The following is a 25169-nucleotide window of genomic DNA, read 5'->3' as shown; positions in this document are numbered from 1 at the left end:
CTTCAATTTAACTTTACAATTTCATTTGCAAAATCCATGTAGTCCTTGGCACTATTGGATGAAGGTGAATATTCAACTACACTTTGCCCAAACGACGGTGCTTCTGAAGCCTTTACATTGTTTCTAATCATTGAATCGAAAATCTTCACGTCATAGTTTTCAAGGATGTGGTCTTTCACCTCCTGACTGAGCTTTCTCCTCTTGTCTACCATAACAGGTAGTATTCCGAGTATTTTTAATTTTTTATTATAACTCGCGTTGATTTTTTCTATAGTCTGTATGATCTGATCCAAACCCTGGAGACTTAATACTTCCATCAGCATCGGTACGATTACCTTATCAGAGGCATATAATGAATTAACTGCCAATATTGAAAGGGATGGAGGGCAGTCAATTAGGATATAATCGTACTTCTTGGACAAATGCTTAATCTTGGAATTCAGCATATTGTGTCTGTCGTCCAAATCCATCAATGATAGTTCAATATCTACCAACCGCATGTCGGATGGAACGATATCCATATTTTCTCTTTGCTGGATGATGTCCTTTATTTCAGCACTTCCTTCAAATACATCAGAAATAGTGGGTCCTTCCTCTAAACCGAGACTATATCCTAAGTTCCCCTGAGAATCCATGTCTATGAGTAAAACGTTTTTACCCAGCATTGTAAGTGCACTTCCCAGGTTAAGCGAAGTGGTAGTTTTTCCGGTTCCCCCTTTTTGATTTACAACTGAGAAAATTGCCATATTAGGTCTGAAAAAATTATGATAGCTTGAACTTACTCAATCCATCTTTCAATTTCACAGAAATATCGTTCAGAGTATTAGATTTTTTGATGTAATTGTTCATTCCGGCGGATAGTTCGGACGCAGATGATGCTACCTCCTCTGTTCCAGCGGATGTTTGCTCTGCAATTACAACTATGGATTCAGTGATATTGACCACACTCATTATCTTCTCAGATTGCTCTTTACTAGATGATAATATTTGTTCTGAATAATCCAATGTATGAGATGAAGAAGCTGCCATGTCGGTAAATACCTTAGAAGCTTCCTGAGAAGCTCCAACTCCTTTAGCGACACTTTGACTCATTGCTTCCATTAGTTTTGCTGCTTTGGTCGTATCACTCGTCACATCATGTATCAAACTTTCAATCTCCTTGGCTGAGTTTCTTGAATCTTCAGCAAGTTTTCTAATTTCTTCGGCAACTACAGCAAATCCTCTACCTGCATCACCGGCTTGAGCTGCCTCAATAGCAGCATTTAATGCCAAAAGGTTAGTCTGTGCAGCTATATCGGTAATCACACTCAACACACGACCTATCTCGCCAGATCTCTGAGCTAGAATTTGCATTGATTCGTTAGTTGAAGAGGAGACTCCCATTATTTCATTGATACTTGCGGTCACATTATTGACCATTTCTGTTCCGCGCTCGCTATCATCTACTCCTTTGTTTGCTGCTGTATTAATGGCGTCTGAGCGTGTTGCCATCTCACTTGAACTTTTAAGAATATTTTCTACCAATTGGGAGGACTCATCTACTTTTTGTACTTGAGATTGAGCACCACTACTCATCTGTGCTATTGCACTCGCAATTTCACTTGTACTGTTAGACATTTCGCTACCACTCGAAAGCATTTCGGTCGTTGACTCTTCAATTATATTGGCATTTTCGCGTATGTTGGATAGAAAGGTATTGAGGTTGTCTAAAGCAAAATTTAAGCTGTCAGTTAATTGCTTAAAGTCCCCATGAAGTTGACCTTCGAATCGTACAGATAAATCTCCTGCAGCCATTGATTCTAAAACAGATTTCATCGGCTCTATTGGTTTCGAAATTGATTCAAAGAGATTATTAATCGATAGGCTAATAGCCTTCCAAGCGCCTTCCTTGCCTTCGATACTCAACTGCTTATTGAGCCTACCATCTTGGGTCACTTCGGTAACAATCGAATTAGTTTCATTGATAACCGTCTTGAGGTTATCTCTCATTTCAACAAGGGAGATGCCTAGTGCATCATCTTTACCAAGCAAGTGGTAATCAGTATCAAGATTGCCTTCTCTAATATCGTTGGCAAATTTCGCTGTTTCCTCCAACGTCTTTCGCAGTGTTTTAATTGATGAAACCATATCACCGATTTCATCATTTCGTTCTTTTATTTCAATGTCTGTTAAATCTCCTTTGCTTAAGCTTCTTGCTAGCGCATTAACTTTGCTGACAGGCCCAACAATTGATCTTGTAGATAGATATGTTGCGATTGTTCCAATTACAATTGCCATTAGGGTTGTTATAATAATGACCACTTCAACTCCATCGAATGCAGTAAACTTGTTTGCAATGAGCATTGTGGTTTCTTGCTCCAAATCTTCAATATGAGTAGCGACTCGAGACTCCAGGTCTTTTAAGGGTGCAGAAATATCATCATCAAGCAGGGGAATTAATTCAAACAATAGAAAATCATCCTGATAGCTCTCTTCCGTATCTAAACTCGATTTAATCTCTTGGATTTTAGGTAAAACCTTCTCAAAATCTGCAAGAAACGACAAGACTTTTACTTGACTTGAATCACTCCAGGCTTCTAAGGATTTAATGATCTCTTTTTTTAGTTGAGCGTATTTTTTAGTTTGAATATTACCTAGCTCCTTCTTATCTTCAGGATTTGGCAAGTATATCCAATTGACAGTCAAGCTATTGGCCTGATTTATCATATCCTCGAAATCTTTCAACTGGCTTGTAAGTGGATAGTAGCCGCTTGAAAGCTGATCATCGATAATCCTGCTGGATCTCAGTGTGACCAAACTATAAATACCACTAAATGAGGCTAAAAATATAACTATGAAACTTGTTAACGCTAGTTTTTTAGAGATAGTAAATCTCTTTACAATGGTTGCTAAAATATTCTTCATGGATGGTAGGTGTCGATTAGGAAATGATAAACAGGGCACTTATCGCTTAAATGCCCTGAATTACTTGATTACTCTATAACTTTTCCGATAGCAAATAGTTTTTCGCCAACATTGACACCCGCACTATTCAATGCAGATTTATTCAATATGAACTTTAGCTTATTTCCCTCCATATAAAATGCTATTTCTGCTCCTTTATCAGCAAGGCTCTCATCTTCTGAAACAAGAATTATTGGCAGACTTCCAATCTTGTTTTGAATGAGTTCAAAATTTCTTGATTGTGCAGACGGTAAAAAAATAATTTGGCACTTATCGATTGACTCTGTACCAGCAATTTTTTTCAACGAGATGTTGGGATACTTTGCTACTAATGACTCCAGCTCAATTAATGTCTTTGTATTACCAACCACACCAATTGTAATGTTATCGGAAGACCAATTAATGTTCTTTGTGAAATTGATCAAGTACAACGCCTGAAATTTATTTACCTGTGAATAGAGCCTGGTTCCGGCACTGGAGATCAATAGAATAGTTATTAAAAAAATTATTCTTCGCATGACTCCTGATTAAAATCCAACAGATAATTGAACTCCAAATAAGTTATCATCTGGATCTGCGCCATCATCACTGACAAGCTCATAGTTCACTTTTACCACTGCAGTTTTTGCTAAGTAGTAGTTTGCTCCTAATGTAATTCGGGAACGATCAGCATCAGGTGCACCGTCTAATTTAATTGCATCGTATCTTATTATTGGTTCAAGTTTTTCTGTGATCATATAACCGCCTTGAATATAGAATCCGCTTTTGTCCAGATCTGAAACTCCTTGTGTTACATCTGCAGCATCATTATAGGCTTCCTGTTTAGCTAAATGCATCTCACTCCAGATACTGAATTTCTCCTTGTCCATGTAGAAGGACGCACCCATTATTGACAAGTTCAATTCATTGTCTGTAGAGTACTTACCAGAATAATAATTAGCTGCAACTGTAATATCCTTACCGATATCCACTCCAAATGCTCCACCGAAGGCTTTGTTTTCATTACCTCCTTTGCTATCGCGTGCATTTCCTCTTAAATTTCTTATCCCATCTCCTGAATTGCCATTTAGACCATTTACTGCGTATACAGAGTAAAATGGTATTGCAGAGCCGCCTGAATCAAATCTTCCTCTAATTTGTACACCTACTTCTCCCCAAGCTGATGGTGAGATTTCCCTATTTACGTAAGCTCTGCTTACAGTTTTGTTTAGATATTCCGGGTAGAGGTATTCGTTAAACTGTCCGGCAGGCACAAGGAACTTACCTGAGCGAATTACAAAAGCTTCAGATACTTTGTAATCTGCGTAAGCATATCGTACATCGATGTCTTGTCCTCCGTGTTCATACTCCAACTGGCCTTCTATAAATATTTTGTCAGTTAATTGGGAAGAGATAAATACGTTGAAATAATGATTATCAAATGTGGAATTTCCACCATTTGTTCCAGCAAAAAATTCATTGGTGATATATCCATTAAAGTTTACGAAACTGAGGTTTTTAGCTAAGTCAGCACCGAAACCACCAGTTGCTGTTTTTTTATCGTCTTCTTCAACTGTGGCATCAAAATCATTCTCTTGAGCTATTAAACAAGATATTAATGAAAATAAGAATAAGGTTAAAACAAGTTTTTTACTTGAAAAAAGATTCGTCATGACTCTAGGTTTTGATAGTTATAATGTGGTTAATTGAAACATTATCAAATGATAATAATGTTCAATTTAGTTCCCTGCATTATAAGACCTCTGATTATTCGTCAGCTAACTATCAATGCCAGTTCAGTAACTATGAATACCAGTTGAATGAAGGTAAATGCTAGGTGGATGAATATAAATGCTAGGTGAATGGTATGAATGACTTAAAGCCTTGGGGTACGGAAAAACAGATAGGGATTGGATCGACCGTACTATTAAAATTCAATGCGTTATTTGATTAAGCCAGTGAGCTTAAGTCTTACTCCTTACTTAATTTAAACATGCTCACTTTCTCTTTGAGGTTTCGGGCGATCTCAGTTACCTCCTCAGACTTCTGAGTGTAGCTTTCCATGCCGGCAGAAAGTTCAGTTGCTGAACTAGCAACCTGCTCGGTTCCTGCAGCAGTTTCCTCAGCAATTACAACAATGCCTTCAGTTATGGTTACCACATTTTTGATACTGTCCATTTGATCCTTAGTAGCTTCTAGAATTTGCTTTGATATTTCAAGGTTTTGGTTTGAAGAGGAAGCAATCTCTCTGAAGGCTTCTGAAGCATCGTCTGAAGCGCTCTCCCCTCCAAGAATACTTTCATTCATCACCTCTATGACTTTCGCAGCAGCAGCGGTATCATTCTGCACATCTGTAATCAGTTTTTCGATCTCGCGCGCGGAGTTTCGTGAGTCTTCAGCTAGTTTGCGAATTTCTTCTGCAACCACAGCGAATCCCCGGCCTGCATCTCCCGCTTGTGCAGCTTCAATTGCAGCATTCAAAGCAAGAAGATTAGTTTGAGCAGCAATGTCTGTGATAATACCCAGAACTCTAGTTATCTCTTTAGACCGCTCAGTAAGTACCTGGATTGATCGATTGGTGTCATTGGCAAATGCCTTTATATCTTTCATGCTGAACCCAACTTTGTTCACCATCTTAAGCCCAGTTTCAGAACTCTCTGAAACTTTGTGTGCCGCCACATTAATTTCTTCCGCTTGATTACTCATAATATTGGCAGCTCGCTGTATGCTTTCTACGAGATTAGATGACTCATCCACCTTGCTAACCTGAGTCTGTGCTCCGCTGCTCATTTCGGCAATGGCTGAAGCTATCTCTCCGGTGTTCGTATTCATCTCTTCACTTGCAGATAGCATTTCCATTGATGAGTCTCCAATGATATTTGCGTTTTTAACAATGCCATTGAGCAACTCATCCAAATTATCAAGGGCCTTGTTAAGGTTTTCAGCCAAATTAAGGATATCACCTTTAGCTTCCTCCGTATATCTAACAGACAAATCTCCTTCAGCCATACGATTGGCTATTTCATTTAATTCTGAAAATGGTTTGGAAACTGACTCTAACAGGCTATTGATTGAGTCGCTAAGCTCTTTCCACGCTCCCATCTTGCCCTCAGGATTCATTCTGGAACTTAAATCACCTTCTCCTTCCGCGTGTGTCACCACGTCATTGGTTTCATCTATCACGGCCCTTAGGTTATTCCTCATCATGATTAGTGAAGCGCCTAGTACATCGTTCTCTCCCGCTATATCAAAATCAGCATTCAGGTCTCCTTCACCTATTTTCCTTGAAAATTCGGATTTACTATTCAGTTCATCCATGAGTGTGTTCACAGAGTGAGCAATCTCTCCCAACTCGTCTTTAGAAATCTTTTCTATTCGTCTAGCAGAGTCAAGTTCACCTTTCGCAAGGTCTTTAAGAAGGCTATTTGACATGTCTAATGAATCGGTGATTCTATTTGCCAATTTCCAAATTGTATATGTCAAGAAAACTAATCCAATGAAGCCTATAAGAATTGTGAATCTGAAGGTTGAATAAAAGGTTGATGTTATTTCAGAAACGGGAACAACAATAACTGCTGACCAAAAATTACCAGATCTTCCAACAGGTATTGGTGCAAATGATACATACACTTCATCATCTATACTTTCGTCAAAAGAGCGATAAGAAAAAGCTTCCCCGGCTTGAATTTTTTCCAAAATATTAATCGGACTTCTTTTCACAACATTGATTGTGTCAACTGGTTGATTAAAAAGTCCAGGATTGGCATGAGCTGTTATAACACCTCCATTCGATACTAACAGAGCATACGCGTTTTCATAAAAATCAACCTTTGCTACTCCCTGAAAGTCATCCACTGACATGTCTGTCCCAATAACACCCGCAAATTTTCCATCTACTTCCATTCGTACGGTCGGAGAAATTCCCAAAAGAGAGTCGCGAGTGTTCGATGAATAGTCATAGTCAAGATACCAATATGGTTCACTCAAGAGCTCTTTTATACTATTATCTTCTTTAAAAGCTTCGTAAATTACACTTGCCTTTCTACCATCCAGTTCTGCCAGTTCTAGTGAGGATTTGATTTCATCTCCATCCATGTAAGAATTAAATCTTTCGCGTCCATAGCTTTTATCCCAATTAGGATCTATGAATTCCAACTGCCAACTCATCCACGTAGCGTCATATTTGGGATACATCTTAAGTACTTTTTCCAAAAATGTTTTCCGTAATTCATTTCGCTGAGCATCAGGCATGTAGGTATACTCTTCTACCGCTTCAGCCATTATTCGAGCCACTGCCAAATCCTCATCAATGATTGTCTTGATGACATTCGCTTTTTGCATTGCATATGAATCCGCAAGCTTCTCAGCTTCAGAAATGGCGTTTCCACGGAGATTGTAGCTAATATATCCTAGCGTGATTACATAGATAATGACTGTTAATCCAAGGATAAACAACATCATTTTTCTCCGAATTGTAAAGTTTTTTAGCATCTTGATTGCGGTTAACTAATCTAGTAAAGAAGCACCTTAGTCTGTTTCGGTGAACTTGTCGCTGGAAATCATTCCTAATATATCAAATAGGATGATCATTCGTCGATCTTTTTTAATAATTCCTTTGAGATACTTTTGGCCAATTACTGACTTCAGTCTTGTTGCAGAAAGCTCTTCAATCATGCGCTCTGTCACCATTAGAGTATCAGGCACATCAGGAATTGCTATTGCCATATGATATATTTCATGCTCTAAAACGAGCAAATATTTGCTTTCAGTAGTTTCTTCTAATTGAATATTAAAGAAACGACCCAGATCCATAACACCGTATATATTACCTCTTACATTAGCCATACCAATGATATAGCTTGGCATTTGAGTTACGGGTGCAGTTTTCGGGAAAGGCACAACCTCTTTTACAAGATTTATTGGAATTGCATATTCTTCGCCTTTGGATTTAAAGACACAGAATTGATGAAACGTTTCATTCTGATTTGCAGTCTCTTCTTTGTCAGACACTTCGGTTTCAGAAGTCGAATTATTATCAATAACCTCCTGTGTTACAGGGGCTTTTTCGTTTGCGGTTTTTTTTGTAAGATTTTGTCCTAACGCCATCACTCGGTAGTAGATGTAAAAATGAGTGATCTAATAAACTAAATAAGAATGGATTTTACCTAAATATGACTCAGTAAAATAATGAGGCAGGTTGCGCATTTCTAAAATAAATAGATTTTAACCTTTTTGACCTGGTTTCTTCTCAGGCTTTTCTTCAGGCTTTTCATCAACAATATTTCCGAATTCATCAACGTAGGCGATCATATCATTAAGGTCTCCACCTTTAGTATTGTTTTCCTGACGCTCTTTTTTACGCTCCTCTTTTTCCTTCTTCTTTTGTTGTTTCCTTTTTTCCTTTTGGTTCTTAATGAATTTGTTCTGTGAACTGGACATGTAGTAATTTTAGTAATGTAAAAAATGTAGAAATGCTTCTACTAGAGAACTCAAAGTTAGTTAAAATTCACTATCTTCTCTTCCTCCTGCTAGATTTTCGACTATCCCTCTTATCATGTGAACGCCGGTTTTTTGATTTTTTCTGATGATGGCTTGATGACCTTTCTCGCTCATTTGAAGAACCATTATCAGGATGTACCCTCACTTCTCTACCTTCGAACTCGACACCCTCAAATTTCTTACTTAGGTTTTCTTCATACTTTTTATCTACCTCGAAATATGAACGATTCCTAAGAAGCTTAATAGTGCCAAAATTCTTCGCCTCTATTCCTGTAAGGTCTGCCAGTAAATGAACCATATCATTCTTAATGAATCCATCTACAGAACCAAGGTTAATAAAGAATTTTCGGAAATTACCACTTTCACGTCGATCTGAAGATCGACCCGCAGATTCATTCAGGTTAGTATCTTCGCCAGATTCAACAGTGAGTTGATTTAATTGTAGACTTATAAGTTTCTTAAGAATATCTTCTTTTTCCAGGTGAGAAAACTTGGATTTTACCTGTTCCAACAATAGTTCCGCTGACTTATCAATTTCAATTTCTGCCAGATTACTTGCCCAATTTTCTATGCGTGATGTTTGCATTTCATCAATACTAGGCACCTCTACACGCTCAAATTTTACATTTATCTTTCGCTCGATCTCTGATATCTTTCTTGATTCCCTGGGATTAATAAGTGCTAAGGATACTCCTTTGTTTCCTGCTCTACCTGTTCGTCCACTTCGGTGTGTATAGCTTTCTAATTGATCAGGCAATGTATGATGAATGACGTAGGTCAAGTCATTTACATCAATTCCTCTTGCTGCTACATCTGTGGCTACTAAAAGGTGAATTGATTTAGCCTTGAATCTCTTCATCACCGCATCTCGTTGAGATTGTGAAAGATCACCATGCAATGCCTCAACGCCATATCCTTTTTGGCTAAGGTGATCTGCAATTTCCTGGGTTTCACGCTTCGTTCGACAAAACATAATCCCTCTCATGTCTGGCTCTCTATCAAGGAATCTTTTGATTGCTGGAAGCTTATTACTGACCTTTGTTACTACATACTTATGAGTAATGTCCTTATTGCTTTTCTCTGAGGTATTGACTGAAACCTCTTTAGGATTAGACATGTATTTCTTAACGATCCTTCGTATTTCTGAAGGCATAGTAGCAGAAAACAGCCAGGTAACCCGCTCATCAGGGGTATGAGAAAGAATGTCATCGATGGCCTCCTGAAAGCCCATATTTAGCATTTCGTCCGCTTCGTCTAGAATCACGTATTTAACCTGATCCAACTTTACTGCCTTACGCTTTATTAAATCTAATAACCTCCCAGGTGTAGCTACTATTATTTGAGTAGGTCTTCTTAGCGCTTTTATTTGATTTACGATTGCTGCGCCACCATAAACTACCTCAACGTTGAGGCGTGATTTACTCTTGGCAAAATCTTTTAATTGCTTTGCAGTTTGCTGACCAAGTTCACGTGTAGGTGCCATGATCAAAGCTTGCGTATGCTCATTCTTCGGATCAAGTAAATCAACCAATGGTAAGCCAAAAGCTGCAGTTTTACCGGTTCCGGTTTGTGCCAACCCAATAAAATCAGTTGGGTTTTCTGTAAGTAATAAAGGAATTGATTGTTGTTGTACAGGGGTTGGGTCTGTAAAACCCATGTTGTCCAGGACTTCAATTATTGACTGTGAAAGTCCTAGTTTTTCAAAATTGTTCAAAGAGCTTTAATTAATATGAGCCGCAAAGTTACCTCAACTGAGCTGATTCTTATATGTTTTTATTTAAAATATAGTTCATCAATCAATCGAAGCATATTTTTGCTGCTCACAAATTAACGATGCAAAGCAGAAAAAGACATATAGCAAAAACAATAACCTGGCGTATCATAGCTACGGCTACAACTTTTATTTTAACAATGATTTTCTTTCGGGAAGATCCCAATGCCACCTCAAAAGCATCTTGGGTAGCAACAATAGAAACTGTTTTGAAAATGATCATATACTATTATCATGAACGCATATGGTTCAATTATAAAATTGATCTTAAGAGTAGTGTAAGACACCTGTTTAAAAGTATAACTTGGAGGTTTACAGCATCGTTAACTACTTTCTTAATTGCATTTTTTATTTTTCGTGAAGATCCCAATGCAATGGAAAAGGCTTCAGGAATAGCACTTGTTGAGATCTTTATAAAAATGCTCTTCTATTATTTGCATGAAAGAATATGGCATACCTCTAAATTTGGACTTAAGTAAGGATTTAAGGGTAATTAGGCACGATAAGTGTTTGATGAAAGTAATTAAAAGATTAATCTTGAATTTGAATTGACGATAAACAAACCAATCTCATGAAAAAGAATATTATATACGTTTCGCTTTTTGCTTCGGCATTCTTTCTAATCTCCTGTGGAGGAGGAAGCAAAGCCTCTGAAGAGTCCACCGCGGAGAAAAAAGAAGAAATTGAAAGTTTTGTGGAAAAGGAGTTCACTTACCCACTACCTACAGCTTTTGAAGTTTCTCAAATGCTGGGAAATGCTAACACTTCATATTCAGCGGATATAGTCAACGATCCTGCAAAAGTTGACCAGTATGTAGCGACCTGGCAAAAAGCTGCTAATTTGGGAGTTTATGGTGCAGACTTAAGTTATGCAGCTACATTCGACAAAACTCAGGAAACCATTGATTATCTGGATGTTTCTAAGCGACTCATTGATGATCTGAACATCACATCAGCATTCAATTCCTCCATGGCTCAGCGAATCGAGAATAATATGGATAATGTTGACTCACTAATTTTTATTGTCACAGAATCTTTTTACGATACTTATAATTACCTCAATCAAAACGGCGAAGAAAAAACTTCTATCCTCGTAATAGCGGGGAGCGTGATAGAAGGGTTGCACATTACTTGTGAGCTTGTGAAAATGAGTGAAAATAAAGGTGAACTTAGGGCTGTATTATCTAATCAAAAATCTCAGGTTGTAAAGCTGGTAGAATTGATGGAGAATCATCAGGACGATGAAAACGTCAGTAAAGTATTGCCAAACTTAAGATTTATCAACCTGACATATGAACAACTAGGTGAAGGGGTGGAAATGACAGACGGACAATTTTCAGATATTGCCAATAGTGTGAAAGAGATGAGAGATCACATCGTTGGATAATCATTAACGAAACTATATTTTTAGAGCCTCAACTTAGTTGAGGCTTTTTTTATACTAAAAACACATGACCGAATCCATCATTAATGCACTTGTACATCTATTCGCTATAATAGAAAGCGCTAAAGAGGATACCGGTGTAGTTGATTCTGGGGAATTAGTCATACGACCATATCTACAAAAAAACCTAAATAATGAGACGTTAACAGCTGAGTACATCAAATTATTTTACGATTACCTCAATTTTTATAAGGAACAACCGACAGCTAAAGACAGTGAGGGAATCAGCATCGATAGTACCAGTATTCTTCAAATCGCAAAGATTTGTAATCAATTAAATAAGGAACTTCTTAGATCGGAGCGACTTATCGTCTTCATGCAACTGGTAGAACTAATCCGGGCTGATGAAAAAGTTACAGCTAAAGAAGAGGAGTTTGCAGCTCTTGTGGCATTAAATTTCAACTTGGACCAGGAAGATGTTGTAAACCTTAAGAACTTCATTCTCAAGCCCGATGAGAAAGAAATAAATAAAGAGCGCGTCCTAATCATTGACAACAAGCAAACAGAATGGCCTGAGGAAATGGCTTGGATTATTCGCAAGAAAAAATCAAGGAATTTAGAAAGACACCTTTTTGTACAAAATCTATTTGGTAAGATCACAGTACTTTACCTTAGAAGTGTAGAAACATTTGTATTTCGTTACGATGGACCATTAAATCTATTTCTTGAAGGGATAAAAGTAATTCCTGCTAAATCATATATTTTAAAGCCCGGGTCCATCATTAAAGGGCCAAATATTTCATCAATCTACGAATCCGAGATCACCAAACAGTTTATCCAGGATCAGACGAGTACACGTATTGTTCTTGCAGGTGATAACGTTGAATTCAAATTCAGGAATAGCAGCAACGGACTGAAACCTTTTTCATTCTCAGAAGATTCTGGTCGTCTGATCGGAATCATGGGTGGGTCTGGAACAGGTAAGACCACCTTAATGAATATTCTGAATGGAAAATTGAGACTGAATGGAGGTCGATTGCATATTAATGGATTTTCACTAGAGCAGGCTTCTACAGAAGGAGTAATAGGATATGTCCCACAGGACGACTTACTTTTCGAGGAACTTACAGTATATCAAAATCTATATTTCAATGCTAAAACATGCTTTAGTGATTTTTCAGATGACCTAATAGACAAAACAGTTCATAAAGTGCTGGATGACTTAGATCTGGAGGACATTAAGGATTTGAAAGTAGGTGATCCACTTAATAAAACAATCTCGGGAGGACAAAGAAAGCGACTTAATATTGCGCTAGAGCTCATGCGAGAACCCTCCGTATTATTTGTTGATGAGCCCACTTCCGGGTTGTCATCGATGGATTCTGAAAAAATGATGATGCTCCTTAAGGATCTTACACGAAAAGGCAAGCTTGTTGTAGCGATTATTCATCAACCCTCCTCTGAAATATTTAAGCTTTTTGACAGGCTTTGGATTCTAGATAAGGGAGGTTACCCTATCTATAATGGTAACCCTATCGACGCTGTAGTTTACTTCAAAACGATGAATACTCAGGTGAATGCGGCTGAAAGTGAGTGTCCCCGTTGCGGCAATGTGATCCCAGAGCAAATTCTTCAAATCATTGAAGCAAGAGAAATTGATGAGCGTGGAAGATCTACCAAAAAGCGACGGGTAAATCCATCTGTTTGGTACTCCAAATACAAGGAAAATATTCTTCCAAAACTGGTGCGACTGAAATATGACTCTGTCTTACCTCCTACCAACTTCCGGATTCCTGATAGTTTGAATCAGTTTAAGATTTTCAGTCAGCGGAATCTATTGTCTAAAATATCAAATCGTCAATATGTGCTTATCAACCTTCTTGAAGCACCATTATTGGCATTTATCCTTGGCTATTTCTCAAAATATTCGCCTGAAAAGGTTTATGCATTTTCAGAAAACATTAATCTACCAGTATATCTGTTTATGTCAATTGTAGTATCTCTTTTTATGGGGCTTACAGTCAGTGCTCAAGAGATATACAAGGATCGGCAAATCCTTGAACGGGAATCTTTTCTGAATCTATCACGAATGAGCTACATTAACTCGAAAGTGGTTTATTTGTTTGTATTGTCAGCTATTCAAACACTGACATTTGTTCTCATTGGAAACTACATTCTGGAAATCCACGGGATGACAATGTATTATTGGGCGGTGTTGTTTACAATTTCATGTTTCGCTAATATGATCGGACTTAACATCTCCTCCGCTCTAAATTCGGTCATAAATATCTATATCCTTATTCCGTTTATTCTGGTACCACAACTATTGCTTGGTGGCGCAATGATCAAGTTTGATGAGCTACATCATTCACTTAATAATCAAAAAAATGTTCCCATTGTTGGAGACATGATGGCATCAAGATGGGCATATGAAGCCTTAGCGGTGGCACAGTTTAGATACAATGATTATGAGAAACACTTCTTCGAAGTAAACAAGGACATAAGCAAAAACTCTGTTTATCGTTCTTTCATGGTTCCTGAATTATTCAATATCAATAGGCAAATTATTCGGGACAGTGCCGACTGGAGTGATAAAAGTCAATCATTCTTAATTCTTAAAAATGAAGTCGCAAATTTATCTAATCTACATGGCTTGAGAACGTTTCCTTATCTTGAACAGATTACATCAGAATACTACAGTACATCAATTGCGGAAAAACTTGATGATTATTTGCAATATGCCAAAGACCAATTTGCTAGTGAATATTTAATTGCCCAGCAAAAACGAGATCAATTGTACCAAAGTTTAGTCAATGAACTTGGTAAAGACGGTTTTGTTGAACTTGAAAAAAAGTATCACAATGAATTTTTGGCAGATCTCCTGATGAATCGAGCACACCTTGATATGGTTTATCGTGGTGATGATCAGCTTATCCAAAAGAAGGATCCGATATTTATGAGGCCTTATTCTAATATAGGCAGAGCTCATTTTTATGCTCCAATAAAAATATTGGCTGGATGGGAAGTGTCCACTTTCTATTTCAACATAGCCTTTATCTGGTTCATGTGCATTGTACTCTATCTCGCATTACTGGATAACACTTTGAAGAAGATCATTAAGTTTTTTGAGTCTAAAGAAAAGGATGAAAGTAGGCCTGGTGCCTGGATTAAAATTTGGGATACTTTTCTAATTATGATTGGCTCCCCGAGAGTATATAAGCGTGCTAGAAAGATTAAAAAATCAGTAAATCAATGACACATACAAACCTTACTTCTCTGATTCTAAGAGTTGGATTTGGCGGAATGATGCTTACACATGGGTGGGGTAAATTTAACAGTCTTATGTCTGGAGATTTTTCATTTGCTGATCCAGTAGGAATTGGTGAAACACCCACTTTGATTTTAGCAGTTTTGGCCGAGTTTATTTTCCCGATTTTGTTGATCTTAGGATATAAGACCCGCATATCAGCAGTTTTGCCAGCCCTCACCATGATTGTTGCCGCGTTTATAGTTCACGCCGACGATCCTTGGAATAATAAAGAATTTCCGTTGCTATATTTTCTAGGTTTTTCAGCTATTTATCTTCTTGGAAGTGGGGAATATTCACTCGATTGGAAACTAAAGAAGATTTAGTTTTTTACATATCACGTTCTCGCTGATCTGTATAATCTCGCCTGACTTAAGTGGTTCGAGATTTAATTCTTCTATAGCAACTCTAAGGAGCCTTAAGGTCGGATGGCCTACTTTGGCAGTCATACGTCGTACTTGTCTGTTCTTTCCTTCAGTCAAGGATATTTGCAGCCAAGAACGTTCGGGATGCTTGACGTAGTTTACAGGAGGATTTCGTTCCTGCAAATTGGGATTTATAACTTTTACATCAGCAGATTTTGTATGATGAGCTTTTCCATTAATGTTTATTATCAACCCGTTCCTCAGTTTATTTAAAGCTTCCGAATCAGGCTTACCATCTACCTCCACCCAATACGTTCGTTTGTGATTATGCTTTGGATTTAACAGTTTGTGATTTAGCTCTTTATCATTTGAAAGAATAAGTAACCCCTCACTATCTAAATCCAATCGTCCAACGGGATAGACGTCCTTGGGCAGGTTTTTAAATACCTCGCCCAGACCAACGTTATTTCCTTCATTTGTAAATTGACTTAGCACCTTAAATGGCTTATGAATAATGAAATAAAGCTTTTTCTTAGCCACGATATATTAATTTGAATAGTACAAAGCCAACTAAAACACCAAAAACATTCGCTAGCGCATCCACCCATTCAAAGTACCGATAATCGAAAAAAATGAATTGAACCATTTCTAATCCAAAACCATAGACTGATGCTCCTATGAGCAAATAAATCGATCTTTTTGGTGTTAATAATTCAGCTTTCCTGAATGCCAGTAAAAAGCTGACAATAAGTACAAAATAGGCGAAACAATGTTCAATCTTATCTAAATAGCCGACACCATCAACTTGTATTGGAAGTGAGAGAAAGGTTGACAATAGAAAAATGCCCAAAGCAACCATCGCTGCTGGGATGAACCAGATTGTTTTACTATTCATCAAAAGCTAATTTTTTGACCATCGGACAATCGATTCAATTCAAAATCAGTCGCATTAATCACCTCGTCTGCCATGTGTGTAAGCCATAATGATTTCGTGTTAAATAACACATGCTTCTCAAAGAGTTCTTCATAGCTCAGATGGCCAAAACTGACTTCATTTTGGAAGTTACATTCGCAAATAAAAAGATCAGTATCCTCTGAAAGAGGAATTAGACTATCTGACCAAGATGTATCTCCAGAGAAAGCGATTTTCTTTTCGTTCCATTCCAGACGAATAGCATGCGGAAGTGAAGGTGGACTATGCTCTACTGACCATACCTTAATTACTTTATCATTTACTGTTAAGTTTTTTCCTTCTTCATATTCTAAAAATTCAAGGTCTAGTTCTGAGAGCTTAGCTGATGTTCCAGCATACATAGCTTCTTGCAATTCATGGATGCGTTTAGTCACTCCTTTAGGTCCAATAATGGTGAGAGGATTATTTCGTGGGTTTTCAAATAAGCTGCTAATAAGAATAAATGGTATTCCTCCATAATGATCACCGTGAAAATGAGAGATAATTATGGTCGAGATATTTTCAAGATCGATTTTTTCATGTTTTAGTCTAATCAATGTACTAGCGCCACAATCAAGTAGTACGTGTTCTTCATCTTCAGAAATTAAAAAAGAAGTGTTGTTCCTTCCGTTATTTCCAAAAGCATCACCACAGCCAAGTACAGTCAATTCCATTGGCTAAATTTACCTAATGGAGCTATTCTTAAATGATAAACTTGGAAAAATCAGTATTGAAATTGAAGAAGCCAATACCCCGGAAGCGATACTAATTCTCGCTCATGGTGCCGGCGCTGGCATGCACCATCCCTTTATGGTTTCAATATCTAGCGATATTGCGGCTGCGAATATTTCAACAATTAGGTTCAACTTTCCATACATGGAGCAAGGTCGCAAGTCGCCAGGATCTCCTAAGGCGAATATTGAAACCTGGGGGCTTATTGTAGAACATATTTCTAAAACATATCCCCGCCTTCCAATATTTATTTCAGGTAAGTCGTATGGAGGCCGAATGGCATCTCATTTACTTGCCCAAGATTATCCTGAAACCGTCCGAGGTATTGTCTACTTTGGGTTCCCATTACATGCCCCAGGTAGAGACTCTAAAGATCGTGCGGCTCATTTGAAAATGGTTAATGTACCTCAATTGTTTATTCAAGGATCAAATGACAAACTTGCTAATATTGAATTGATGAATGAAGTAATAGAAACTTTGCAAAATGCTGATATGCAGGTAATTGAAGAAGGAGATCATTCATTCAATGTTCCTAAAAGAAGTGGAATGACTAAACAAGATGTCATGAAACTTCTAGTGCAATCTTCTACAGACTGGATGAAAAGTAAGCTATAATACTAGTTAGGATTGAACCAAAAGGGCACACTTACATAGTCAGCATAGGTAGTTGAATCATTGGAGATCTTCTCAATAGTCAATAAGTTCTCACCTATAATAAAAGCATCCGTTGGGATTGTTGTCAATAGTCCTTTCTGCTCTTTAGCCGGATGTATGTAGAAATGATGTTTAAGTGATGAGTAGATCGAATCATTTACGCTGATCTGATAGATTGATTTTTGACACTCAAGAAGTTGTTGTTGATCTTCATTTGAAAAATCAATTCCTGTTATATGAAAATTTGCTCCTTCCGTCTTAAATCGAAGTATCATATTCAATCCATCGTCTTTCAAAGGTTTAAAGTCTGGGCATTGAGTAGCAATTAAGGGGTTGTCAGATGGATCGTACCTTAGAAATACTTGGAAATGTGGCTTATCAATAAACTTTGATTCCAAACTAATGGAGTTTATATATTTATGCTCTGGACGTTGATCATCATAAAAATTTGTGTTGATGATGTTGCCAGTTGAGCTGCCTGGGAAATATTGATATTGATCGAATGAAAAGAATATCATGAAAAGCACGGAAAGGCCAACTATAGAGTATACGATTCTAATTCGTTTCTTCGAAAACTTGCTTATTAGATAATAGTAGATACTCCTGCTAAGAGCTGATAGAGTGACGAAGTTATAAAACCAGTAAAATGGATAATAAATCTTTGAAAACCATTTAATCTTTTTAAAGAAACCTAGGGTGAAGTAATCAATCATGTAGATCATCCCAGCTATGATTAAAACAAAGTAGATGGACGCTACAAAAATGGTAATTACCGTGCTTAAAGTTCCAATCGGCAGCGCACTCAAGGCTGTAGTTAAAACAAATCCACTAACTGCTAGAAATACCAGGAACATTCCAAAGGCAAGAAGTATTGAAATAATAAGGAAAGAAAAGGCAAAAATCACACTACAGATTTCATCTAGCAGAATCACCATCTTATCCAGGCTGATTACTTTCTTTTTGAGTTTATCTGTAAAAAAGTCGTTGTAATTGAGTTTATCAAAGTCAATGGTAGATTGTACGGATCTGAGGCCAATAGCTCCTATCCAAAAACCTCGTAGCATTAAATGAACAACCAGACAAATGGTTAATGCTAAAATGGATTTTTGAATTAAAATGAGGAAAATGTATGCTACAGAAATGGCTCCCGAAAGATTGTACTGAAATTGTAGATCTACAATAAATTCTCCAAACTGAGAATTGGCGCCAATCAATAAGAATATAGTGAATGCAGAGACGAGCAATTCCAATTGCCAACTTTCACGCTCCAATTTCTTTAGCCAACCTTCAATCTGATCTTCTGGGATATCGCTCATGTCTTTTTTCAGTTACCTAAAAATAAGCGATTGAATGCATACTTTAATTAAGTGTGCTGCTATAGAATTTTTTAATCTCCGCGGGATTTATTCCTTTCTTGTACATCTTCATAGCTTTGAGATTTGCCAGCTGCACTTTTAGATATGAGTTTAGTTCATATTTTCTTGCCGAAACCTTTATACTCTTTGGAATGACCTCAAATGAAATTCCATGGCTTTCTATACGGTCTAAAAGATCGTAATCTTCCATTATCACAAAACGTTCATCGAATCCATTAATTCTCTTAAAAACTTCTTTAGCAATAAAAAGTGTCTGATCACCTCCTCTACACCATTTGAAAGGAAAGCGTGTAAAGAATCCATTGATGTGTAACAATGGATTGGTCGGTTGTTCAAATTTGAATCTGTAGCAACCACTCTGAATTCCACGACTTACAGCATCATAAATATCATTGACAAATGTTGGAACTAATTGAACATCTGCATGAACAAAGTATAATACCTCTCCTTCGGCACGTGTGGCTCCCTCATTCATCTGGCGTGCTCTGGAACAAGGATTAGATTTAAATAGGGGAATTTTAAAGGACTCAACTATCGAAATTGTTTGATCTGTGCTGTGGCCATCTACAACAATAACTTCAAACTGATCTTTTTGTGGATGACTTGTAAGAAATTCAAGCAATGAACCAATATGCTCTTCTTCATTTAAAGTAGGTATGATAATGCTGATCAACACAATACTTAGTTTCAGCTATTTACGAAGAAATTAAAAGATTGGCTCTTAGAGTCTAGCAATTAGATCGCTTTACGATCGTCATTCTCTCTCTGAACGCCTCCTTTGGCTTTTTCCATCGGTTTCTTGGATTTCATAATCATGAATTGTGCAGCAAGACTCATCAACTCAGGTTGGCCTGAATAACTATACCCTAATTCCTTCAGTTCTTCTATTATTTTGCTATACTCTTCAGCTTTAGAAAGTGAGAAGTCATCACTATTTTGTAAATAAACAGCTTCAATAACTCCCAATGAATGCTTCAGCATTCTAAAGAGTTTTTGATTTTTCGTCTCCTTCTCTTCCCTGAAATGCTTGGCATAAACATCTGGCATTAGCTCTTTTAATCGCTCGAAATGCTCACTCAGTATTGGGTGTTTGTCTCTGGTCATTTGGCTATGGCGTTTAAGGTTTTTATGAGTTCATTAGCAACCTGATGTTCATTGCTGGGTGCTAATTCTACGAATTTATTGATGCTTTGGATTGCGTCCTTATATCGTTTCATTGAAATAAGTACTAAACCAAGATTATAAAAGCTATTGGGGTATTCAGGTTCTATTTGAGCCGAAAGTTCATAGTGAACTTTTGCTAGCTCAAGATTCCCTAAATCAGAATATACGTTTCCTAAATTATAATGTGCCTCGAAATGCCTTGGATTCTTCTTCAAACACTGCGTGAGGTAGTCAATGGCTTTCGTGAGGTCCCCTCGGTTTGATTTTAAAATTCCAAGATTACAATAAGCATCTTCAACGGATTGATCATTTTCAATCGCAAGTAGATAATATTTTTCGGCAGCATCCTGACCGGTCTCATCTAGTTCAAGAGCTTCCTCAAAAAATGATCCTGCTTTTGGTAAGGATACTATTGGAGTTTTATCTGGTATTTGATCGAACATGTTTAGCTGTCCATAATCTTCCAGATTTGGTTTTTTATTCCTCCTAGCCTTTTTAGGGCCGAGTTTCTGAGGAGGATTAACTGGAAATTGAACAACTTTTGTCATTAGCTAGCTTTTCGCTTCACTTCTTTAGCTTCTTCGTTATCTTTCTTATCAGCCTTTTTCATTGGCTTCTTAGATTCTTTTGCCTGATCAATGCTTGCCTTCAAGGCTGTCATAATATCCACTACTTCAGGCTCTTCCTCTACAAACGATACAATTTCATTACCCTTAATCTTGTTGTCAATCATGTCCCGCAGAGCTTCATTATACTTGTCCTCAAGTTCAATTTTTTTGAACTTTTTGGTCATGGATTTGATCAGCATATTAGCCAATTTCAATTGTTCCTCTTCGGCATCCTCTTCTATTCTCACGTTAGGAACATCTTTAATGCTTCTTACTTCATTTGGATAACGTAATTTGTAGATCATAATGCCACGATCATGAGGTGTAAGTAAAACGACGCTTTCTCGATCTCTGAGTACTACTTTACCAACGCCTACTTTACCTGATTCTCTCAAAGCTTGGCTTAAAAGTGCATAGGTCTTACTTGCAACATCACCATCTGGTCCAGCAAAATATGGTGAGTCATAAAGTGTCTCGTGAACTTCCTTAGCATCAACAAAGCCTTCAATTTCAATTACTTTAGTGCTCTTAAGCTTAACCTTTTCAAAATCATCTGGCTCGATAATTACAAATTGACTTGGCTCATATTGATAGCCTTTGACAATATCTTCCTGTCGAAGCACATCGCCGGTTACCTTGTCACGCTTTTCGTACTTGACAGGATTATTGGTTTCCTTTGAAAGAAGGTTGAATTGAACCTTTTGAGCCGTGTCAATAGCATTATAAATCCTAATTGGAATTGTCACCATTGAGAATCGAATATGTCCTTTCCAGATTGCCCGCATTGGTATGAATTTAATGAATTAGGCAGAAAATTAAAAATCTTTAACTTTTAATCAAAGTAAAGCAACTTAACTTATTGATTATTAATTTTTTATGATTTAAAATATATTCAACAAAACCACTGATTATTCTTAACAAGATGAATATTAATTAATTGATAATCAGCGCTTTATCAATCATCATAATCTGCATTGCGTTCGATGTATTTTATAATCTCTCCTGCTATATCTTTTCCAGTTGCAGCCTCAATTCCTTCAAGGCCTGGTGAAGAATTAACTTCAAGGATTAAAGGCCCTTTCGACGATTGCAACAAATCCACACCTGCTACACCAAGCCCCATGGCTTTAGCAGCTTTCAGCGCCGCGCGCTCTTCCGCATCAGAAAGCTCTATGATCTCGGCACTCCCTCCTCGATGAAGGTTCGACCTAAACTCACCTTCTTTTCCTTGACGTTTCATTGCACCTACTACCCGATCCCCGATGACAAATACACGAACATCCGCCCCGCCTGCTTCTTTTATGAATTCCTGGACAATCACTCGTGCCTGCAGACCATTAAATGCTTCAAGCACAGATTCAGCTGCCTTCTGCGTTTCAGCCAATACAACACCTAATCCCTGTGTACCCTCCAAAAGCTTGATTACACATGGCGCACCACCTACAGCCTTAATTGGAGTTTCAACGTCTTTCGAATAGTTAGTAAACACAGTTTTGGGTAATCCCAAACCAGCTCTGGAGAGAATCTGTAGACTTCTCAACTTGTCTCTAGATCGTACCAGGGCAACCGACTCTGTTGTGGAAAACACATTCATCATTTCAAATTGGCGAACTACCGCTGTTCCAAAAAATGTTACCGAAGCACCAATTCGGGGAATGATTGCATTTAGGTTAGTTATTTGTTCTCCATTATAATAAATCTTAGGTTTCTTTTTCTCTATTTCAATGTTGCACCGAGAATGATCAATGACAAGCATCTCATGACCTTTGCTCACTCCTGCCTCAATTAATCTTTGTGTGGAGTATAATTTTGGATTTCTCGACAATACAGCAATGCGCATTTTTCTTTTGATTTACTTATTTAAAAATAGCAACAAATATAGGTTTAGTGTTATTTGAATCAGGCTCATTCATAACTTTATTCATGAAAGCTACTGCCAAGATAATATTAGCTTTGAATTATGTTGACCTGAACCAACATCCCCTCTATTTTTGCGAGCTTTAAATGAACACAATGAAAGATTTTGTAGAAGAACTGAAATGGCGAGGAATGGTGCACGATATGATGCCGGGCACTCAGGAAGAATTGAATACAGGCATGACGACAGCCTATATCGGATTTGACCCCACAGCAGACTCACTCCATATTGGTAATATGGTTCAAATAATGACATTGGTTCATCTTCAAAATTGTGGACACAAACCACTTGCATTGGTAGGTGGTGCTACAGGAATGGTTGGTGATCCGTCTGGGAAGTCCTCTGAGAGGAATCTTTTGGACGAGGATACATTAAATCATAACCTCTCATGTGTGAAAAAACAGCTGGAGAAATTCTTATCTTTTGAAGGTAAAAACGCCGCAGAGGTAGTAAATAACTATGATTGGTTTAAAGAATTCGGCTTTCTTGAATTCATCAGAGATGTAGGAAAGCACATTTCTGTAAACTATATGATGGCAAAAGATTCGGTTAAATCTAGATTGGAAACAGGCCTTTCTTTCACCGAGTTTTCATACCAACTAGTTCAAGGTTATGATTTCTATTACTTATGGAAAAATAAGAATGCTAAACTACAGCTCGGCGGTTCAGATCAATGGGGCAATATTGTGACAGGTACAGAACTTATTCGCAGAAAGGATCAGGGAGAAGCATTTGCAATGACAACTCCATTAATTACCAAAGCGGATGGCTCCAAATTTGGAAAATCAGAAGGAGGAAACATTTGGTTAGATCCTGAGAAAACCTCAACATATAAGTTCTATCAATATTGGATCAACTCCTCAGATGAGGATGTAGAGAAATATATCAAAATATTCAGTTTAAAAGAGCGTGAAGAAATCGAAGGACTGATTGCTGAGCACCGCGAAGCTCCACATCAACGAATGCTACAGCGAACACTTGCTGAAGAAATTACTGCGCGAGTTCACTCGGAAAGAGAGTTAGAAACCGCTATAAAGGCCAGCTCCATCCTATTTGGAAAGTCTACGACGGAAGACCTTGAAAGTCTGGATGAGAAAACATTGCTACAGGTATTCGAAGGTGTGCCTCAAGCTGAGATAAGCAAATCTGATTTGTCTGGTACCGATGTTACTACTTTCTTAAGTGAAACCACCCAAAATATCATTTTTAAGTCTAAAGGGGAAGCAAGAAAAATGATTCAGGGAGGTGGTGTCAGTATCAATAAGACTAAGATAGAAGCGCCGGATCAGGAAGTCAATTTTAGTTTACTTCAGGACAAATATCTACTAGCTCAACGAGGAAAGAAGAATTACTATTTAATCAAAGTGAATTAATCACTTCTTCTTCACCAGTTCTTTCTTCTCCATCAGACGCACCACTACACCTGCATCGGACATATTCTCAAGTATGACTTTGAAAAGAAATGTTAATGGTACTGCAAGTAGCATACCTGCTGTGCCCCACAAGAATGCCCAAAATACGAATCCAAAAAGAACAGCTACTGTATTCATAGAGAAGGAATCTCCCATCAGTTTGGGTTCTACAATATTCCCCATGATCAGCTGCACTCCTTCCAGACAGAAGAAGATCACCAATACCTGAGAAACTGAGCTTGAATCTATAATGCCAAGAACCAGCGGCGGAATAATTGCAATCAGAGAACCAATGTAAGGAATGTAATTAAGTACGAGGGCCAAGAATCCCCACAACACGGCATAATCAATCCCAAAGAACCAACAGATAAGCCCAACCGCAATACCCGTCATTACACTTACAAGTGTTTTAACTTTGATATAAGATCCAACTGAATCTTTGATTCGATTGAAGACTTCAAGAGACTTCTTAGTGTCTTTACTAGATGTTCCTATGAGATAACTTATCGTTTGATCATACTGAGTTATCGCACCTAGCAATCCTGCAAAATATAGGATTGTCATCAAGAGTTCTGCTGCTTTCCCACTTACAGTATTGATGAAAGAGCCAGAGACCGTCCAAAAATGACTGGTTTGCAACATATTGGTTACTAAGCCCCTTAACTCACCTCGTTCAAATGTAAAGCCAAAGTATGAAGTGTAAGCGTTAATGAACGGTCGTAAGTCATTGGAAATACTATCAAGTATTGCATCCCCATTCTCAATTAGTGCTTGAATGACATTAAACAATCCAAAGCCGATGAAGAAAAAGACTGTCATTGTAACCAAGGTGGTCAAAGCTATACTGATGCTCACAGAAAAAATTCGCTGAAAGAGCTGGACAAGAGGCTGGAATAGAACCGCGAAAAATAGAGCAAAGAATAATGGAATCAACAGATTGGCTAATTCCCGCATCAAATACAATACAGCGATACCCAAAAAGATCATCATGATAATCTTAATGTGGCGCAGAGAACGTTCCATCTCAGTAGGTGAATTCATGATCGCAAAATAATTGAATTCAGACAGGAATCGGCTATCTTTATTCAGATTCAAATCCTGCATT

The 25169-nt window shown here is 37.7% G+C and carries 24 protein-coding genes; 6 read left to right on the top strand and 18 right to left on the bottom strand.

Annotated features, from left to right (window positions below; all coding sequences use genetic code 11):
* Positions 1-2: 2 nt before the first annotated feature.
* The 8 genes from ABJG98_RS02245 to ABJG98_RS02210 all read right to left on the bottom strand — a co-directional run bounded on the left by ABJG98_RS02245 (position 3) and on the right by ABJG98_RS02210 (position 10135).
* Entirely contained in the window at positions 3-746 is a 744-nt protein-coding gene (locus ABJG98_RS02245; RefSeq protein WP_348277832.1) for a ParA family protein, read from the bottom strand.
* A gap of 16 nt (positions 747-762) precedes the next feature.
* Entirely contained in the window at positions 763-2904 is a 2142-nt protein-coding gene (locus ABJG98_RS02240; RefSeq protein WP_348277831.1) for a methyl-accepting chemotaxis protein, read from the bottom strand.
* A 68-nt stretch (positions 2905-2972) separates the two neighbouring features.
* A complete protein-coding gene (locus ABJG98_RS02235) occupies positions 2973-3461 on the bottom strand; it encodes a YfiR family protein (RefSeq protein ID WP_348277830.1) in 489 nt (162 codons plus the stop codon).
* 9 nt (positions 3462-3470) lie between these two features.
* A complete protein-coding gene (locus ABJG98_RS02230; RefSeq protein WP_348277829.1) occupies positions 3471-4595 on the bottom strand; it encodes a porin in 1125 nt (374 codons plus the stop codon).
* A gap of 298 nt (positions 4596-4893) precedes the next feature.
* Positions 4894-7413 carry a methyl-accepting chemotaxis protein gene (locus tag ABJG98_RS02225; RefSeq protein WP_348277828.1) on the bottom strand — a complete coding sequence of 840 codons (2520 nt, stop codon included), beginning with the start codon at positions 7411-7413 and terminating at the stop codon, positions 4894-4896.
* Positions 7414-7449: 36 nt separating this feature from the next.
* Positions 7450-8028 (bottom strand): chemotaxis protein CheW, encoded by a 579-nt coding sequence (locus ABJG98_RS02220; protein ID WP_348277827.1) that lies wholly within the window; start codon positions 8026-8028, stop codon positions 7450-7452.
* A gap of 117 nt (positions 8029-8145) precedes the next feature.
* Entirely contained in the window at positions 8146-8361 is a 216-nt protein-coding gene (locus ABJG98_RS02215) for a cold-shock protein (RefSeq protein ID WP_348277826.1), read from the bottom strand.
* A 70-nt stretch (positions 8362-8431) separates the two neighbouring features.
* Complete coding sequence (locus ABJG98_RS02210) at positions 8432-10135, bottom strand: DEAD/DEAH box helicase (protein WP_348277825.1); 1704 nt, start codon at positions 10133-10135, stop codon at positions 8432-8434.
* 119 nt (positions 10136-10254) lie between these two features.
* Here ABJG98_RS02210 and ABJG98_RS02205 point away from each other — a divergent pair, with 119 nt between their 5' ends.
* The 4 genes from ABJG98_RS02205 to ABJG98_RS02190 all read left to right on the top strand — a co-directional run bounded on the left by ABJG98_RS02205 (position 10255) and on the right by ABJG98_RS02190 (position 15209).
* Positions 10255-10671 (top strand): DUF2061 domain-containing protein, encoded by a 417-nt coding sequence (locus ABJG98_RS02205; protein ID WP_348277824.1) that lies wholly within the window; start codon positions 10255-10257, stop codon positions 10669-10671.
* Between the two features lie 92 nt (positions 10672-10763).
* Positions 10764-11579, top strand: a complete 816-nt coding sequence (locus ABJG98_RS02200) for a hypothetical protein (RefSeq protein WP_348277823.1) — start codon at positions 10764-10766, stop codon at positions 11577-11579.
* Positions 11580-11643: 64 nt separating this feature from the next.
* Positions 11644-14832 (top strand): ATP-binding cassette domain-containing protein, encoded by a 3189-nt coding sequence (locus tag ABJG98_RS02195; protein ID WP_348277822.1) that lies wholly within the window; start codon positions 11644-11646, stop codon positions 14830-14832.
* On the top strand, positions 14829-15209 hold the full coding sequence (locus ABJG98_RS02190; RefSeq protein WP_348277821.1) for a DoxX family protein: 381 nt from the start codon (positions 14829-14831) through the stop codon (positions 15207-15209). The genes ABJG98_RS02195 and ABJG98_RS02190 overlap by 4 nt, the downstream gene beginning before the upstream one ends.
* Here ABJG98_RS02190 and ABJG98_RS02185 read toward each other — a convergent pair.
* Genes ABJG98_RS02185 through ABJG98_RS02175 form a run of 3 tightly spaced genes read right to left on the bottom strand, consistent with a single transcriptional unit; the run spans position 15195 to position 16874 of the window.
* Positions 15195-15788, bottom strand: a complete 594-nt coding sequence (locus ABJG98_RS02185; RefSeq protein WP_348277820.1) for a pseudouridine synthase — start codon at positions 15786-15788, stop codon at positions 15195-15197. The two genes, ABJG98_RS02190 and ABJG98_RS02185, sit on opposite strands and share 15 nt — an antisense overlap.
* Complete coding sequence (locus tag ABJG98_RS02180) at positions 15781-16143, bottom strand: VanZ family protein (protein WP_348277819.1); 363 nt, start codon at positions 16141-16143, stop codon at positions 15781-15783. The genes ABJG98_RS02185 and ABJG98_RS02180 overlap by 8 nt, the downstream gene beginning before the upstream one ends.
* On the bottom strand, positions 16143-16874 hold the full coding sequence (locus ABJG98_RS02175; protein WP_348277818.1) for an MBL fold metallo-hydrolase: 732 nt from the start codon (positions 16872-16874) through the stop codon (positions 16143-16145). Before ABJG98_RS02175 ends, ABJG98_RS02180 begins: the two co-directional genes overlap by 1 nt.
* A gap of 16 nt (positions 16875-16890) precedes the next feature.
* On the opposite strand from ABJG98_RS02175, the gene ABJG98_RS02170 reads away from it, so the two are divergent.
* Positions 16891-17547, top strand: a complete 657-nt coding sequence (locus tag ABJG98_RS02170) for an alpha/beta family hydrolase (RefSeq protein WP_348277817.1) — start codon at positions 16891-16893, stop codon at positions 17545-17547.
* A 2-nt stretch (positions 17548-17549) separates the two neighbouring features.
* Here ABJG98_RS02170 and ABJG98_RS02165 read toward each other — a convergent pair whose 3' ends face one another.
* The 6 genes from ABJG98_RS02165 to rimK all read right to left on the bottom strand — a co-directional run bounded on the left by ABJG98_RS02165 (position 17550) and on the right by rimK (position 22574).
* Positions 17550-18902 carry a hypothetical protein gene (locus ABJG98_RS02165; RefSeq protein ID WP_348277816.1) on the bottom strand — a complete coding sequence of 451 codons (1353 nt, stop codon included), beginning with the start codon at positions 18900-18902 and terminating at the stop codon, positions 17550-17552.
* 43 nt (positions 18903-18945) lie between these two features.
* Positions 18946-19638 (bottom strand): TIGR04283 family arsenosugar biosynthesis glycosyltransferase, encoded by a 693-nt coding sequence (locus ABJG98_RS02160; RefSeq protein ID WP_348277815.1) that lies wholly within the window; start codon positions 19636-19638, stop codon positions 18946-18948.
* A 59-nt stretch (positions 19639-19697) separates the two neighbouring features.
* Positions 19698-20066, bottom strand: a complete 369-nt coding sequence (locus ABJG98_RS02155) for a hypothetical protein (RefSeq protein WP_348277814.1) — start codon at positions 20064-20066, stop codon at positions 19698-19700.
* A complete protein-coding gene (locus ABJG98_RS02150; protein WP_348277813.1) occupies positions 20063-20674 on the bottom strand; it encodes a tetratricopeptide repeat protein in 612 nt (203 codons plus the stop codon). Before ABJG98_RS02150 ends, ABJG98_RS02155 begins: the two co-directional genes overlap by 4 nt.
* Entirely contained in the window at positions 20674-21519 is an 846-nt protein-coding gene (locus ABJG98_RS02145) for a Ku protein (protein WP_348277812.1), read from the bottom strand. Before ABJG98_RS02145 ends, ABJG98_RS02150 begins: the two co-directional genes overlap by 1 nt.
* Before the next feature lie 170 nt (positions 21520-21689).
* The gene (rimK, locus tag ABJG98_RS02140; protein WP_348277811.1) at positions 21690-22574 is read right to left on the bottom strand and encodes a 30S ribosomal protein S6--L-glutamate ligase; all 885 of its coding nucleotides are present in this window, start codon (positions 22572-22574) and stop codon (positions 21690-21692) included.
* Positions 22575-22747: 173 nt separating this feature from the next.
* Here rimK and tyrS point away from each other — a divergent pair, with 173 nt between their 5' ends.
* The gene (gene tyrS / locus ABJG98_RS02135) at positions 22748-24025 is read left to right on the top strand and encodes a tyrosine--tRNA ligase (RefSeq protein WP_348277810.1); all 1278 of its coding nucleotides are present in this window, start codon (positions 22748-22750) and stop codon (positions 24023-24025) included.
* Here the strand turns inward: tyrS and ABJG98_RS02130 are convergent, their stop codons facing one another.
* Positions 24026-25168, bottom strand: a complete 1143-nt coding sequence (locus ABJG98_RS02130; protein WP_348277809.1) for an AI-2E family transporter — start codon at positions 25166-25168, stop codon at positions 24026-24028. It abuts the gene before it with no gap.
* Position 25169 lies beyond the last annotated feature (1 nt).

This window comes from Ekhidna sp. (assembly GCF_039960695.1).
Taxonomy (GTDB): Bacteria; Bacteroidota; Bacteroidia; order Cytophagales; family Cyclobacteriaceae; genus Ekhidna.
Note: the sequence above shows the minus strand (reverse complement) of the source record. Positions and strands in the feature narration are given on the sequence as shown.